This window comes from Burkholderia thailandensis E264 (assembly GCF_000012365.1).
GTDB classification, from domain to species: Bacteria; Pseudomonadota; Gammaproteobacteria; order Burkholderiales; family Burkholderiaceae; genus Burkholderia; species Burkholderia thailandensis.
The window spans coordinates 831,257-845,116 of the sequence record NC_007651.1; the positions used below are offsets into that span (position 1 = coordinate 831,257).

Annotated in this window: 15 protein-coding genes; 9 read left to right on the plus strand and 6 right to left on the minus strand. The window is 67.6% G+C overall.

Annotated elements, in window-relative coordinates; genetic code table 11:
* Positions 1–48: 48 nt before the first annotated feature.
* Together BTH_RS15880 and BTH_RS15885 are read right to left on the minus strand one after the other, a co-directional pair.
* The gene (locus BTH_RS15880; RefSeq protein ID WP_009892687.1) at positions 49–1,593 is read right to left on the minus strand and encodes an N-acetylmuramoyl-L-alanine amidase; all 1,545 of its coding nucleotides are present in this window, start codon (positions 1,591–1,593) and stop codon (positions 49–51) included.
* Positions 1,587–2,141 (minus strand): bifunctional tRNA (adenosine(37)-N6)-threonylcarbamoyltransferase complex ATPase subunit type 1 TsaE/phosphotransferase, encoded by a 555-nt coding sequence (locus BTH_RS15885; RefSeq protein WP_009892686.1) that lies wholly within the window; start codon positions 2,139–2,141, stop codon positions 1,587–1,589. Before BTH_RS15885 ends, BTH_RS15880 begins: the two co-directional genes overlap by 7 nt.
* A 17-nt stretch (positions 2,142–2,158) precedes the next feature.
* On the opposite strand from BTH_RS15885, the gene queG reads away from it, so the two are divergent.
* The 3 genes from queG (at position 2,159) to xerD (ending at position 4,927) form a co-directional block, all read left to right on the plus strand.
* A complete protein-coding gene (gene queG, locus BTH_RS15890) occupies positions 2,159–3,388 on the plus strand; it encodes a tRNA epoxyqueuosine(34) reductase QueG (protein WP_009892685.1) in 1,230 nt (409 codons plus the stop codon).
* Positions 3,389–3,458: 70 nt separating this feature from the next.
* Positions 3,459–3,926, plus strand: coding sequence for a methylated-DNA--[protein]-cysteine S-methyltransferase (locus tag BTH_RS15895; RefSeq protein WP_009892684.1), 468 nt, complete (start codon positions 3,459–3,461; stop codon positions 3,924–3,926).
* Entirely contained in the window at positions 3,926–4,927 is a 1,002-nt protein-coding gene (xerD, locus tag BTH_RS15900; RefSeq protein WP_009892683.1) for a site-specific tyrosine recombinase XerD, read from the plus strand. Before BTH_RS15895 ends, xerD begins: the two co-directional genes overlap by 1 nt.
* A 156-nt stretch (positions 4,928–5,083) precedes the next feature.
* On the opposite strand, the gene BTH_RS15905 is transcribed toward xerD, so the two are convergent.
* Complete coding sequence (locus BTH_RS15905; protein ID WP_009892681.1) at positions 5,084–6,646, minus strand: class I adenylate-forming enzyme family protein; 1,563 nt, start codon at positions 6,644–6,646, stop codon at positions 5,084–5,086.
* Between the two features lie 141 nt (positions 6,647–6,787).
* Between BTH_RS15905 and ybaK the strand changes: the two genes are divergently transcribed.
* The 3 genes from ybaK (at position 6,788) to BTH_RS15920 (ending at position 8,278) form a co-directional block, all read left to right on the plus strand.
* Positions 6,788–7,279, plus strand: a complete 492-nt coding sequence (ybaK, locus tag BTH_RS15910) for a Cys-tRNA(Pro) deacylase (protein ID WP_009892679.1) — start codon at positions 6,788–6,790, stop codon at positions 7,277–7,279.
* A gap of 109 nt (positions 7,280–7,388) precedes the next feature.
* A complete protein-coding gene (gene plsY / locus BTH_RS15915; RefSeq protein ID WP_009892677.1) occupies positions 7,389–7,997 on the plus strand; it encodes a glycerol-3-phosphate 1-O-acyltransferase PlsY in 609 nt (202 codons plus the stop codon).
* A complete protein-coding gene (locus BTH_RS15920; protein WP_009892675.1) occupies positions 7,994–8,278 on the plus strand; it encodes a hypothetical protein in 285 nt (94 codons plus the stop codon). Before plsY ends, BTH_RS15920 begins: the two co-directional genes overlap by 4 nt.
* Before the next feature lie 235 nt (positions 8,279–8,513).
* Here BTH_RS15920 and BTH_RS15925 read toward each other — a convergent pair whose 3' ends face one another.
* Entirely contained in the window at positions 8,514–8,999 is a 486-nt protein-coding gene (locus BTH_RS15925) for a YajQ family cyclic di-GMP-binding protein (RefSeq protein ID WP_009892673.1), read from the minus strand.
* A 137-nt stretch (positions 9,000–9,136) separates the two neighbouring features.
* On the opposite strand from BTH_RS15925, the gene murB reads away from it, so the two are divergent.
* Complete coding sequence (gene murB / locus BTH_RS15930; protein ID WP_009892671.1) at positions 9,137–10,186, plus strand: UDP-N-acetylmuramate dehydrogenase; 1,050 nt, start codon at positions 9,137–9,139, stop codon at positions 10,184–10,186.
* Positions 10,187–10,356: 170 nt separating this feature from the next.
* On the opposite strand, the gene argF is transcribed toward murB, so the two are convergent.
* Entirely contained in the window at positions 10,357–11,286 is a 930-nt protein-coding gene (argF, locus tag BTH_RS15935) for an ornithine carbamoyltransferase (RefSeq protein ID WP_009892669.1), read from the minus strand.
* 430 nt (positions 11,287–11,716) lie between these two features.
* Between argF and BTH_RS15940 the strand changes: the two genes are divergently transcribed.
* Together BTH_RS15940 and BTH_RS15945 are read left to right on the plus strand one after the other, a co-directional pair.
* On the plus strand, positions 11,717–12,040 hold the full coding sequence (locus BTH_RS15940; protein ID WP_009903291.1) for a DUF3579 domain-containing protein: 324 nt from the start codon (positions 11,717–11,719) through the stop codon (positions 12,038–12,040).
* An 81-nt stretch (positions 12,041–12,121) separates the two neighbouring features.
* Positions 12,122–13,342, plus strand: a complete 1,221-nt coding sequence (locus tag BTH_RS15945; RefSeq protein WP_025404069.1) for an ISL3 family transposase — start codon at positions 12,122–12,124, stop codon at positions 13,340–13,342.
* A gap of 234 nt (positions 13,343–13,576) precedes the next feature.
* Here the strand turns inward: BTH_RS15945 and rpsT are convergent, their stop codons facing one another.
* A complete protein-coding gene (rpsT, locus tag BTH_RS15950) occupies positions 13,577–13,855 on the minus strand; it encodes a 30S ribosomal protein S20 (RefSeq protein WP_004189743.1) in 279 nt (92 codons plus the stop codon).
* Between the last annotated feature and the right edge of the window lie 5 nt (positions 13,856–13,860).

Here is a 13,860-nt window from a genome sequence, read left to right on the forward strand (position 1 = left end):
GGCACTCGGGGCGCGGCGGCCACGGCGTCGCCGCGCCGCGCGCGCGGGTTACGTCATCCGGCTCTTCGCGAGCGGCGGATTCGCCGCGAAATAGCGCTTGATCCCGCGGAAGATCGCGTCGGCCATCTGGTCGCGATACGCGTCATCGTTGAGCCGCCGCTCTTCGTCCGGATTGCTGATGAACGCGGTCTCGACGAGGATCGACGGAATGTCGGGCGCTTTCAGCACCGCGAACCCCGCCTGCTCGACCGAGCCCTTGTGCAGCTTGTTGATGCCGCCGACTTCGCGCAGCACGTAATTGCCGTAGCGCAGCGAATCGCGGATCTGCGCGGTCGTCGACATGTCGAAGAGCGCGCGGTTCACCGAGACGTCCTGCGTCTTGATGTTGATCCCGCCGATCAGGTCCGACGAGTTCTCCTTGTTCGCGAGCCAGCGCGCGGCCGCGCTCGACGCGCCGTGGTCCGACAGCGCGAACACCGACGAGCCGCGCGCCGACGGCGTCGTGAACGCATCCGCGTGAATCGATACGAACAGATCCGCGCCGACGCGCCGCGCCTTCTGCACGCGCACGTTCAGCGGGACGAAGAAGTCGGCGTCGCGCGTCATCATCGCGCGCATGTTGGGCGCCGCGTCGATCTTCGCGCGCAGCTTCTTCGCGATGTCGAGCGCGATGTGCTTCTCGTACGTGCCGGCGCCGCCGATCGCGCCCGGGTCCTCGCCGCCGTGGCCCGGGTCGATCGCGACCGTCAGCAGGCGCACGGTGCCGCGGCCGGACTTCGGCGCGGTGAACGCGTAGGTGTCGGCGTCGCCGGAATCGTCGTCGTTCTTGCGCGCGACGACGGGCGGCGGCTTGACCGCGGGCCGCTGCGGCGCGGCGGGCGGTGCCGTCTGCGCGACGGGCGGATTGGCGGGCGCCGGCCGCGGCGAGTGCGCGGGCGGCGTGCCGTTCTGCGCGAAGCGCTGGAAGAACGCATCGCTGTTGTCGGTCGCGGCGGGCGGCGCGGCGGTCGGGCCGTTGAGCGCGGCCGTCGGCGGCTGCGCCTGCTGCGCGCGCAGCGTATCGTTCAACTGCTGTTCCTTGCGCTCCGTCTGCGCGATCAGGTCGGACAGCGGGTCGGGCGCGACGGCCGGATACAGGTCGAACACGAGCCGGTACTTGTAGGTGCCGACGGGCGGCAGCGTGAACACCTGCGGCTTCACCGAGCCCTTCAGGTCGAACACCATCCGCACGACATGCGGCTGATACTGGCCGACCCGCACCGACTGGATCTGCGGATCGTTCGGCGCGATCTTCGACACGAGGTCGCGCAGCGCCTGGTCGAGCTCGAGGCCGTTCAGGTCGACGACGAGCCGGTCCGGCCCTTGCAGCAGTTGCTGCGTGTTCTGCAGCGGCTGATCCGATTCGATCGTCACGCGCGTGTAGTCGCGCGCGGGCCACACGCGCACGCCGAGCACGGAGCTCGCGTGCGCGAGGCGCGGCAGCGCGAGCCCGAGCACGAGCGTCGACGCGCCGGCGCGCAGGATCTGCCGGCGTCGCCAGTTATGGGTCGCGGTGGCCGCCGATTCGATCGAGCGGAACGGTTTGATCAACATCTTTCGAGACATGCCTTTCCTGATGCGCTGTACGCCCGGGCGGTGAGGCGGCGGCCTTCGCCGTCCACGTCGAGCGAGAACACGAGATCCGGCACGCCAAGGAGCGCGCCCGCCCGTTGCGGCCATTCGACGATGCAGATCGCGCCGGAATTGAAATACTCGCGAAAGCCTGCGTCGGCCCATTCGGCCGGATCGCTAAAACGGTACAGATCGAAGTGATAGACCGCGAGTTCCCCATCGGAGCGTGCGAGCGCGTAGGGCTCGACAAGCGTGTAGGTCGGACTCTTCACGCGGCCCGCGTGGCCGAGGCCTCGCAGCATCGCGCGCACGAGCGTCGTCTTGCCCGCGCCGAGATCGCCGTACAGCTGGATCTGCAGGCCGTCGAACGCGTGCGCGGCGGCGCGCTCGGCGCGCACCGCGTCGAGTGCGTGCGCGAGGCGTCCGCCGAACGCGATCGTCGCCGCTTCGTCGGCGAGCGCGAGCGTGTGCTCGGCAAGCGGAGCGGGCAGGAGGGGCGCGGCGTGCGCGTGGCTAGGCTGCTCGGGCATTCTCGTAAAATAGAGCGATGAACCGAATTCCGGAACTCGCAGTCGCAGACGCGCGCCCCTCGCAGGATGGGCGCGCGGCGCCGTCTCGCCTTGACGATGCGAGGCTCGCGGAGCTCGCGTCGCGCATCAAGGCCTGGGGGCGCGAATTGGGTTTCGGGGCGATCGGCATCAGCGATACCGATCTCTCGGATGCCGAAGCGGGGCTCGCCGCCTGGCTGGAAGCCGGATGCCACGGCGAAATGGATTATATGGCCAAACATGGGATGAAACGCGCGCGGCCGGCCGAACTTGTGGCCGGCACGCGACGCGTGATCTCCGCGCGGCTCGCGTACCTGCCCGCCGAAACGCTCGGCGACGCGCTCGATTCGGGTGGCGCGCGGCGCGACTGGCGCGCGCGCGAGGCGGCGCGCATCGCCGATCCGCAGGCGGCCGTCGTGTCCGTCTACGCGCGCGGCCGCGACTATCACAAGGTGTTGCGCAACCGCCTGCAGACGCTCGCCGAGCGGATCGAGGCCGAGATCGGCGCGTTCGGCCATCGCGTGTTTACCGATTCGGCGCCCGTGCTCGAAGTCGAGCTCGCCCAGAAGGCGGGCGTCGGCTGGCGCGGCAAGCACACGCTGTTGTTGCAGCGCGACGCGGGCTCGTTTTTCTTCCTGGGCGAAATCTACGTCGACGTGCCGCTGCCGACCGACGCGCAGACGTCGCCGGACGCCGCGCCCGAGACGCCCGGCGCACATTGCGGCAGTTGCGCGCGCTGCATCGGCGCGTGCCCGACGGGCGCGATCGTCGCGCCGTACCGTGTCGACGCGCGGCGCTGCATCTCGTATCTGACGATCGAATTACACGGCAGCATCCCCGAGCCGCTGCGGCCCCTCATCGGCAATCGCGTGTACGGCTGCGACGACTGTCAGCTCGTCTGCCCCTGGAACAAGTTCGCGCAGGCGGCGCCCGTCGCCGATTTCGACGTGCGGCACGGGCTCGATCGCGCGTCGCTCGTCGAGTTGTTCGAATGGACGGCCGAGCAATTCGACGAGCGGATGCAAGGCAGTGCGATTCGCCGGATCGGCTACGAGCGCTGGCTGCGCAATCTCGCGGTCGGCCTCGGCAACGCGCTGCGCGCCGCGCCCGGCCGCATCGAGCCCGGCGCGCGCGCGGCGATCGTCGCGGCGCTGCATGCGCGTTTGGGCGACCCGTCCGTGTCCGCGCTCGTGCGCGAGCACGTCGAGTGGGCGCTGCGCGCCGCCTGAAGGCGGCGTAAAGTGGCGGTTTGGCGGGCGGCCCGCGCATTGCGCGGGCGCGTCCTTTCAGGAGGGAACGATGTTCAACGCAGTAATCGATGCGCCATTCGGCAAGATCGGCATCCGCACCGACGCGTCGGTCGTGCGCGAGATCGTCTACTTGCCCGAATCGATGAAGAGCGTCGCGCCGGACACGACGCTCGCGATGCGGGTGGCGCGTCAGATCGAGCGTTATTTCGAGCGCGCATCCGCGCATTTCGACTTGCCGCTCGCCGAAGTCGGCACGCCGTTCCAGCATCGCGTGTGGAACGCGATCTGCGCGATTCCGCCCGGCGTCGTGCTGACCTACGGGCAGATCGCGAAACAGATCGGCAGCGCGCCGCGCGCGGTCGGCCAGGCCTGCGGGGCGAACTATTTTCCGCTCGTGATTCCGTGCCATCGCGTCGTCGCGTCCGGCGGGATCGGCGGCTTCGCGAACCACGACGACGAAGGCTATTTCCTGAAGGTCAAGCGCTGGTTGCTCGCGCATGAGGGCGTGCGGTTCTGATGGCGCGCGCAGCACGCATTCCCGCGCCCGGCCCGGCGAGCGGCGGCGCCGGCCGGGGGGCCGCGCCGTCGGCCGATCGCCCGGCCGACGAGTTGGCCGCGTCGCCGGCGTGGCGCGACAGCCGCACGTCGATCGATCTGTTCTGCGACGCGATGTGGCTCGAGCACGGGCTGTCACGCAACACGCTCGACGCGTACCGGCGCGACCTGCAATTGTTCGCGCAGTGGCTCGCCGCGCGGCACGCGGTAAGTCTCGATCGCACCGAAAGGCCGATGCTCGAGGGCTACATCGCCGCGCGCAGCGATGGCAAGGCGACGTCGTCGAATCGCCGGCTGTCGGTGTTTCGCCGCTATTACGGCTGGGCGGTGCGCGAGCACCGCGCGGCCGTCGATCCGACGCTCAGGATCGCGTCCGCGAAGCAGGCGCCGCGGTTTCCGTCGACGTTGTCCGAGGCCCAGGTCGAGGCGCTTCTCGCCGCGCCCGACGTCGACACGCCGCTCGGCTTGCGCGACCGCACGATGCTCGAGCTGATGTATGCGAGCGGGCTGCGCGTGAGCGAACTCGTCACGCTGAAGACGGTCGAGGTCGGATTGAACGAAGGCGTGGTGCGCGTGACGGGCAAAGGCTCGAAGGAGCGGCTCGTGCCGTTCGGCGAAGTCGCGCACGGCTGGATCGAACGCTATCTGCGCGACGCGCGGCCCGCGCTGCTCGGCGCGCGCGCGGCGGACGCGCTGTTCGTCACCGCGCGCGGCGACGGCATGACGCGCCAGCAGTTCTGGAACATCATCAAGCGCCATGCGCAGCAGGCGGACGTTCGCGCGCATCTGTCGCCGCACACGCTGCGGCACGCGTTCGCGACGCACTTGCTGAATCACGGCGCGGACCTGCGGGTCGTGCAACTGCTGCTCGGCCATAGCGACATCTCGACGACGCAGATCTACACGCACGTCGCGCGCGAGCGGTTGAAGGCGCTGCATGCGACGCATCATCCGCGCGGGTGACGCTTGCCCGTTGCGATCGGGGCGCCGTCGCGCGTGCGCGATCGTCGGGATCGCGCGCCGGCACACGATGTGTGCCCGCGCCCCAGGTCTTGTTCGGGCCGCGGTGAGCTCGCTGATCGTCGGCGCATCGGCGGCGCGATCTCGGCCCGCGCCGCGTCATAGCATTTCGCGCAATCGGTGCTTGAGCACCTTGCCCGTCGACGCGGCGGGCAGCGCGTCGAGCGCGCGAATTTGCGCGGGACGCTTGTACGGCGTGAGTCTGCCCGCGCACCACTGCTTCAGGTCGTCTTCGGTTGCGGCCGCGTTAGGCGCGAGCTCGACGAACGCGATCACTTCCTCGTTGCCTTCGACCGCGCGTCCGATCACAGCCGACTGCACGACGTCAGGATGTGCGTTCAGCGCCTGCTCGATTTCGGACGGATAGACGTTGAAGCCCGAACGGATGATGAGTTCCTTGCTACGGCCGACGATCGTCACCGCGCCGTCGGCGCCGGCGCGCGCAAGGTCGCCCGTCTTCAGCCAGCCGTGCGCCGTGACCGCCGCGCGCGTGCCTTCCGGATCGCGGTAGTAGCCGAGCATCACGTTCGGCCCGCGCACCCACAGCTCGCCGACTTCGCCCGGCGCCACGTCGGTTCCGTCCGCCGCGCAGAAACGTACGGCGACGCCCGGGATCGGCGCACCGACCGAGCAATCGGTGCGCGGCGCGTCGATCGGCGTTTGCGTGATCGTCGGGCTGCTCTCGGTCATCCCGTAGCCGTTGTGCAGCGGCAGGCCGTAGACGCGTTCGACGCGCGCCTTCAGATCGGCGTCGAGCGGCGAGCCGCCCGAGTAGACAAAGCGCAGATGCGGCGCGTGCCATGCGTGCCCGTGCGTGCGCAGATGTTCGAGCAGTTTCGCGTGCATGGCAGGCACGCCCTGGAATATCGTCACGCGCTCGTCGGCGAGCGCGCGGCGCAGCGCCTGCGACGAGAAGCGGGGCACGAGCCTGAGCGTCGCGCCCGCGTAGAGGCTGCCGAGGCAGACCGACGCGAGCCCGTACACGTGCGAGGCGGGCAGCACGGCGTAGACGACGTCGGTGGGCGCGACGCGCCGCTGCGTGCTCGACACGGCCGCGACGAACAGCAGGTTGCGGTGCGACAGCATCACGCCCTTCGGCGTGCCGGTCGTGCCTGTCGTATAGACGAGCGCCGCGCACTGGCGCGCGCCGTCCGCTTCGACCGGCTCCGCGCGCGCGCGCGCATCGAGCGTGTACGACCACGCGCCGATGTCGAACTCGAACGGCGCGGCCGGTTGCGCACCGCGGCGTTCTGCGTGTGCGTGTGCGTCGGGCGACGTGCCGGTGACGAATGCGATCAGGCGCGGCTGCGCGTGCGCGGCGATCGCATCGAGCTCCGCCGCCGAGAGGCGCGCGTTCGATACGATCGCCCACGCGTCGAGCCGTGTTGCCGCGAACAGCAGCACGATCTGCGCGACGCTGTTCTCCGCGACGATCATCACGCGGTCGCCGCCCCGCACGCCTAGGCGGCCCAGCCGCTCGGCCGCGGCATCGATCGCGCGCGCGAGTTGCGCATACGTGAGCCGGCGGGTGTCTTCGATCAGCGCGACGTGATCCGGCGCGCGGTCGGCCACGCGCGCGGGCAGTGCCGCGATTCGCGGCGGCAACGCGTCGATCAGCGCGTCGACGTCGATCGACGCGCCGGTGGAAAACTCGATGGTCATGGTCTCTCCGATGAATCGGCGCGAGCGCGGTGCCGCGCGCGTCGCCTATCGTGTGGCGACGATCGTGCCACGCGGGCGCCGCGCGGACAATCTGCCATTCGGACAATAGTCCCGCGCGCCGCGTGCAATTAAAATGCGCGCATGAGCAAATCCAAACACGTTTCCGAAACGCCCGCGACCCAGTTCCTGCGCCGCCACGGCGTCGCGTTCGGCGAGCACGTCTACGAATACGTCGACCACGGCGGCACGTCCGAATCGGCGCGGCAGTTGGGTGTCGACGAGCACGCGGTCGTCAAGACGCTCGTGATGGAAGACGAGCACGCGAAGCCGCTCATCATCCTGATGCACGGCGACCGCACGGTGTCGACGAAGAACCTCGCGCGGCAGATCGGCGCGAAGCGAGTCGAGCCGTGCAAGCCGGAGGTCGCGAACCGGCATTCGGGCTACCTCGTCGGCGGCACGTCGCCGTTCGGCACGAAGAAGGCGATGCCCGTCTATGTCGAATCGACGATCCTCGATCTGCCGTCGATCTACCTGAACGGCGGCCGGCGCGGCTATCTGGTGAGCCTTGCCCCCGCCGTTCTGACGACGTTGCTGAGCGCGCGGCCCGTGCAGTGCGCGAGCGTTGACTGAGGGTTTCACCCGCATGGCGCGCCGCGCCGCTTCGGTAGAATGAGCGCCGCCGCGGCTTCGCGATCGAGGCCATCCATCCAACCCATACGTTGAAACAAGAGTCCTTCGCATGCAGATCCTGCTCGCTACCGTCGCCGCCTATCTGATCGGATCGGTGTCGTTTGCCGTCGTCGTCAGCGCCGCGATGGGGCTCGCCGACCCCCGCTCGTACGGCTCGAAGAATCCCGGCGCGACCAACGTGCTGCGCGGCGGCAACAAGAAGGCGGCGATCCTCACGCTCGTCGGCGATGCATTCAAGGGCTGGCTCGCGGTCTGGCTCGTCAAGCACTTCGGCATCGGCGGCGAGATCGGCGTCGCGCTCGCGGCGATCGCGGTGTTCCTCGGGCACCTGTATCCGGTGTTCTTCCGCTTCCAGGGCGGCAAGGGCGTCGCGACCGCGGCGGGCGTGCTGCTCGCCGTGCATCCGGCGCTCGGCCTCGCGACCGCGCTCACGTGGCTCATCATTGCGTTCTTCTTCCGTTATTCGTCGCTCGCGGCGCTGGTCGCGGCCGTGTTCGCGCCGGTTTTCGACGTGTTCCTGTTCGGCACGCGCAACAATCCGGTCGCGTGGGCAGTGATCGCGATGAGCGCGCTGCTGATCTGGCGACATCGCTCGAACATCTCGAAGCTGCTCGCCGGCGAGGAAAGCCGGATCGGGCAGAAGAAAACGGACGCGTGATTCGCGCGCTCGTCCGCGATACGCGGATGAGCCGGCTGCACCGCGTGCCCGGCGTCTGGCGCGTCGGGAGAGGCGTGATCGAGCGGAGGGGGCGGTTTTGCCCGGACGCCGTGCGTTTTGGGTTTCGCGCGCCGATCGCGTGCGCGAGCGGCTGGCGCCGAATCGGTGCAAGCGGCGTGTGGGACGTGCGTGACGACGCGAAAGGCACGCGGCGCGCCGGAACATGCGCCGCTGTCGCGGCGCAATCGCGCGAACGACGCGAACCGGCTGCCGAATCGTGAGCGATGCAAAGCATGCCGGCGGCGCGGGTCAGCCGCCGCTGCCAGCGTCGCATTCGATTGCGCCACTGCTTGGGACGCTGCGCGCTGTTGTCAGGCAACCCGATACGCCGCGAGACCGCAACGCCGCGAGGCGCTCGACGCTGCAATCGCCGCCACGCCGCATCTGAGCCGGCGGCGGCGTGGTGCGGCGGGCGGACGGCGCGGGCAACCTTGCCCGCGGGGCCCCGTCCGGGCGTCAGTCGCGGAAGTTGTTGAAGTCGAGCGGCGTATCGGTCACTTCCTTGCGCAGCAGCGCGATCACGCTTTGCAGATCGTCGCGCTTCGCGCCGGACACGCGCACGGCATCGCCCTGGATGCTCGCCTGCACCTTGATCTTGCTGTCCTTCACGATGCGCACGACCTTCTTCGCGAGGTCGCCCGACACGCCTTTCTTGATCGTCGCGACCTGCTTGACCTTGTCGCCGCCGATCTTCTCGATCTTGCCGTAGTCGAGGAAGCGCACGTCGACGTTGCGCTTCGCCAACTTGCCGATCAGCACGTCCTTGACCTGGCCGAGCTTGAAGTCGTCGTCGGCGTAGAGCGTGAGTTCGCGCTCCTTCTGCTCGACGCGCGCGTCGGAGCCCTTGAAGTCGAAGCGGGTCGAAATTTCCTTGTTCGACTGCTCGACTGCGTTTTTCACTTCGATCATGTTCGCTTCGGAAACGACGTCGAACGATGGCATGGCATTCTCCTGTAGAGCGTGCCGCACGCGGCCTGCGTACGGGCACTCGCTATAATTGCGGGCTGACCGCCATTTTACCGGCGCCCCCTACATTTGCCCAAGGCCGCGGACTTGACCGCGCGCCGGCGCAACCGCGAATGCCGATGTCCCGTCCCGATTCTTCCGTCCAATTGCTTTCCGACTATTCGCTGCGTGCGCACAACACGTTCGGCTTCGACGTGCGCGCGCGCGTCGCGGCGCGGATCGGCTCGCCCGAGCAGTTCGCGTCGCTCGCGCGCGATCCGCGCGTCGCGGGGCTCGATGCGCTCGTGCTCGGCGGCGGCAGCAATGTGGTGTTCACGCGCGACTTCGACGGCCTCGTGCTGCTCGACGAGATCCGTGGCCGCGCGCTCGCGCGCGAGGACGACGACGCCTGGTACGTCGAGGCGGGCGGCGGCGAGAACTGGCACGCGTTCGTCGAGTGGACGCTCGCCGAAGGCATGCCCGGGCTCGAGAATCTCGCGCTGATTCCGGGCACGGTCGGCGCGGCGCCGATCCAGAACATCGGCGCGTACGGGATCGAGATGAAGGAGCGTTTCGCGTCGCTGCGCGCGGTCGAGCTCGCGACGGGCGAGATCGTCGAGTTCGACGCGGCGCGCTGCGCGTTCGGTTATCGAGACAGTTTCTTCAAGCGGGAAGGGCGCGGCCGTTTCGCGATCGTGTCGGTGACGTTCCGGTTGCCGAAGGTGTGGGCGCCGCGGCTCGGCTACGCGGACGTCGCGCGTGAGCTCGCCGCGCGTGGAATCGACGCGAGCCGCGCGAGCGCGCGCGACGTGTTCGACGCGGTCGTCGCGATCCGGCGCGCGAAGCTGCCCGATCCGCTCGAGCTGGGCAATGCGGGCAGCTTCTTCAAGAATCCGGTGATCGACGCACACGCGTATGCCGCGCTGCGCGCGCGCGAGCCCGACGTCGCGTCGTATCCGCAGCCGGATGGCCGGATGAAGCTCGCGGCCGGCTGGCTGATCGATCGCTGCGGATGGAAGGGGCGCGCCCTTGGCGCGGCGGCTGTCCACGACCGGCAGGCGCTCGTGCTCGTCAATCGCGGCGGCGCGTCCGGCGCTGACGTGCTCGCGCTCGCGCGTGCGATCCAGCGCGACGTGCTCGAACGCTTCGGCGTCGAACTGGAGATGGAGCCGGTATGCCTGTAGGCGGCTTGCGGCCGCCCGCAGCGGCTGCATCGACGGTCTAGCGATAAAAAAACCTCGCTGTCGATCAGCGAGGTTTCTTCTTGCGCCGAAGGCGAGTGCGCGGGCGCCTCGTTTCGCGGGCGCCGCGTCGCGTGCCGATCGGCGCCGCAGCCGCGGTGCGCGCCGGCAAATCAGTGGTTCAGGCGCCCGAGCAACAGGAACTCCATGAGCGCCTTCTGCACGTGCAGACGGTTTTCCGCCTCGTCCCACACGACGCTTTGCGGGCCGTCGATCACGCCCGCCGTTACTTCCTCGCCGCGATGCGCGGGCAGGCAGTGCATGAAGAGCGCGTCGGAATTCGCGTGCGACATCATTTCCTCGTCGACGCACCAGTCGGCGAACGCCCGCTTGCGCGCCTCGTTCTCCGCCTCGAAGCCCATGCTCGTCCACACGTCGGTCGTGACGAGATCCGCACCCTTGCACGCTTCGTTCGGATCGTCGAACACCTGGTAGAACGGCGCGCTTTCGGCATCGACGAGCTTCGCGTCGAGCGCATAGCCGGGCGGCGTCGACAGCTGCAGCTTGAAGTCGAGGATGCGCGCGGCCTGGATCCACGTGTACAGCATGTTGTTCGCGTCGCCGACCCAGGCGACCGTCTTGCCGCGAATCGGGCCGCGGTGCTCGTAATACGTGAAGATGTCGGCGAGCACCTGGCACGGGTGGTACTCGTTCGTCAGGCCATTGATCACCGGTACGCGCGAATTTTCGGCGAAGCGCTGGATGATGTCCTGCTCGAACGTGCGGATCATGATGATGTCGACCATCCGCGAGATCACCTGCGCCGAATCCTCGACGGGTTCGCCGCGGCCGAGCTGCGTGTCGCGCGTGCTCATGAACACGGCGTGGCCGCCTAGCTGAAAGATCCCGGCCTCGAACGACAGGCGCGTGCGCGTCGAGCTCTTCTCGAAGATCATCGCGAGCGTGCGGTCGTGCAGCGGGTGATAGGTCTCGTAGTTCTTGAATTTGCGCTTCAGGATACCCGTGCGTTCGAGCACGTACTCGTAGTCTTCCAGCGAGAAATCCTTGAACTGCAGGTAGTGACGAATGGTTTTGGCGGTCATGAAACGAAATACGGCGGACTCAACCGGCGGCGAACGCGCCGGACGGCGCCGCCGTCGGATGTGATAACTCGAACCAGCATAAAGGATTTTTTACGCTTTGACGAGCCGCGCGGCGGGGCCGCCGGGCGCCCGGCGCGCCGCCGCGCCGATTCCCGGCGCGTGCTCGACACGACGCGCAATGGCGCGCTGCGGTATAATTTCAAGGTTTTCTCAAGCCCGGCGGGCAAGGTTCATGCTTGGTCTGCCGGACACAATCGACCAATGCGGTTGACCAACGCGCGGAGGCTTGCCTCTCGCACGATGCGTCGCGGGCCGGAGCGCACGGTCGGGCGGGCTCGTCGCGAGCCGCCGCGAAACCGCTTCCATTGTGTTCGAAGTGTCCAGGCGCAGTTGCGCTGGCGCACTGCTGGGCCGTCACTTGGGTACCCTCATGGCTGAAACTCTCCCGACCGAATATTTCATTCAGGGCATCACGAAAGATGGGAAGAAGTTTCGGCCGAGCGACTGGTCCGAGCGTCTAGCGGGCGTGATGTCGTGCTACGGTCCGGGGGCGAGCGGGCCCAATGCCCGCCTTCAATATTCGCGCTACGTGCGGCCGACGCTGCTCGGCGATCTCAAGTGCGTGATCGTCGATGCCCGGCTGCGCGACATCGAGCCGATGGCGTTCGATTTCGTGATGAATTTCGCGAAGGACAACAATCTCGTCGTCACCGAGGCGTGCGAGTTGCCCGATTACAGCAAGGCGCAAAAATAAGGTTCAACGCAGGAAACCGTGGAGGGTTTTCGAGTGATTGCATAATCTGACACCTGATTCTAAGGATGTCGGAGGAAGCAATTGCTCGATCGAAAGGCACTTCAGGCACTGGGCTGCTGGACCGGCTACCGGTTGGAACGGGTGGAGTGGCCGCAAGGAGAAGAGCGCACGCTATCGCTGTATCTGAAGCCGGTCAGCAAGGTCATGTACTGCGAGCAATGCGGGGCGCGCTGCCAGCAGATCCACGAGACGACCGTTCGTCGAGTGCGCGATCTGCCGCTGTTCGAATACCGGGTGGTGTTGCATGTGCCTCGTCGCCGGGTCTGGTGTGAGCACTGCGGTGGCCCGCGACTGGAGAAGCTGGCGTGGCTGGGCCGCTACCAGCGCGTGACGGAGCGGTTCGCCAAGGCCTGCGAGAAGCTGCTACAAGCGGCCAGCGTGCAAGCGGTCGCAGCCTTCTACGAGTTGGGTTGGCACACGGTGAAATCGATCGACAAGATGCGCTTGCGAGCGCGCGTGGCCGAGCCGGACTGGTCGACGATCCGCTATCTGGCGATGGACGAGTTCGCGCTCCATAAAGGCCATCGCTACGCCACGGTGGTGGTCGATCCGATCGGCCGGCAGGTGCTCTGGGTCGGACCAGGACGCTCACGGGAAACGGCGCGAGCCTTCTTCGAACAACTCCCTGAAGGCGTGGCCGAGCGTATCGAAGCGGTTGCGATCGACATGACCACGGCCTACGAGTTGGAGATCAAGGAGCAGTGCCCGCAGGCGGAAATCGTCTTCGACCTGTACCACGTCGTGGCCAAGTACGGGCGCGAAGTGATCGACCGGGTACGGGTGGATCAGGCCAATCAACTCCGACATGACAAGCCGGCGCGGAAGGTCCTGAAGTCCAGTCGTTGGCTGCTGCTGCGCAACCGCCACAATCTGAAGCCGGATCAGGCCGTGCACCTGAAGGAGTTACTGGCCGCCAATCAGTCGCTGTTATGCGTCTACGTGCTGCGCGACGAACTCAAACGGCTCTGGTTCTACCGAAAGCCAGCCTGGGCGGAAAAGGCCTGGGGGCAATGGTTCGAGCAGGCTCAGCAAAGCGGGATTGCCGCCCTACAAAAGTTCGCCCAGCGCTTGCAGGGGTACTGGCACGGAATCGTGACTCGCTGTCGTCATCCGCTCAACACCAGCGTCGTTGAAGGCATCAACAACACCATCAAGGTCATCAAGCGCAGGGCTTATGGGTACCGCGACGAGGAGTACTTCTTCCTCAAGATCCGCGCCGCATTCCCCGGAATTCCACGATGAACCAAAAATAAGCGGCGCGGCTGCGTTTCGGCGACGAGGCGGGGCTGGGCGCGCGACGCATGCGGGCGTGAATGCGGTCGCCGGCGATCGAGCGGCGCGAATCGCGGCGAAGCGCGCGCGAGCCTCGCCAGAGGCAAAACTCGCAAGAATCCCCAAGCAAAAAGCCCGCGTGAAGCGGGCTTTTTGTCGATCGCAGAGGAAACAGGGCGCCCGCCTCGCGGGCGCGCCGGATCTTTACTGCGCGGCTTGTGCCTGCAGGCCCTTGACGGCTGCAGAGAGGCGGCTCTTGTGGCGAGCGGCCTTGTTCTTGTGAACGATCTTCTTGTCGGCGATCGTGTCGATCGTCTTCGTCGCGGCCTTGAAGAGCTCGGCGGCCTTCGCCTGATCGCCGGCGTCGATCGCCTTGCGGACGGCCTTGATCGCGGTACGGAATTTCGAGCGCAGCGCCGAGTTGTGCGAGTTTGCCTTCGCTGCCTGACGGGCGCGCTTGCGTGCTTGTGCGGAGTTAGCCATGACGG

Excerpts from the sequence above, each read along its gene's own strand:
- BTH_RS15880 (WP_009892687.1), bottom strand. The coding sequence starts at position 1,593 with ATGTTGATCAAACCGTTCCGCTCGATCGAATCGGCGGCCACCGCGACC.
- BTH_RS15885 (WP_009892686.1), bottom strand. The coding sequence starts at position 2,141 with ATGCCCGAGCAGCCTAGCCACGCGCACGCCGCGCCCCTCCTGCCCGCT.
- queG (WP_009892685.1), top strand. The coding sequence starts at position 2,159 with ATGAACCGAATTCCGGAACTCGCAGTCGCAGACGCGCGCCCCTCGCAG.
- BTH_RS15895 (WP_009892684.1), top strand. The coding sequence starts at position 3,459 with ATGTTCAACGCAGTAATCGATGCGCCATTCGGCAAGATCGGCATCCGC.
- xerD (WP_009892683.1), top strand. The coding sequence starts at position 3,926 with ATGGCGCGCGCAGCACGCATTCCCGCGCCCGGCCCGGCGAGCGGCGGC.
- BTH_RS15905 (WP_009892681.1), bottom strand. The coding sequence starts at position 6,646 with ATGACCATCGAGTTTTCCACCGGCGCGTCGATCGACGTCGACGCGCTG.
- ybaK (WP_009892679.1), top strand. The coding sequence starts at position 6,788 with ATGAGCAAATCCAAACACGTTTCCGAAACGCCCGCGACCCAGTTCCTG.
- plsY (WP_009892677.1), top strand. The coding sequence starts at position 7,389 with ATGCAGATCCTGCTCGCTACCGTCGCCGCCTATCTGATCGGATCGGTG.
- BTH_RS15925 (WP_009892673.1), bottom strand. The coding sequence starts at position 8,999 with ATGCCATCGTTCGACGTCGTTTCCGAAGCGAACATGATCGAAGTGAAA.
- murB (WP_009892671.1), top strand. The coding sequence starts at position 9,137 with ATGCCGATGTCCCGTCCCGATTCTTCCGTCCAATTGCTTTCCGACTAT.
- argF (WP_009892669.1), bottom strand. The coding sequence starts at position 11,286 with ATGACCGCCAAAACCATTCGTCACTACCTGCAGTTCAAGGATTTCTCG.
- BTH_RS15940 (WP_009903291.1), top strand. The coding sequence starts at position 11,717 with ATGGCTGAAACTCTCCCGACCGAATATTTCATTCAGGGCATCACGAAA.
- rpsT (WP_004189743.1), bottom strand. The coding sequence starts at position 13,855 with ATGGCTAACTCCGCACAAGCACGCAAGCGCGCCCGTCAGGCAGCGAAG.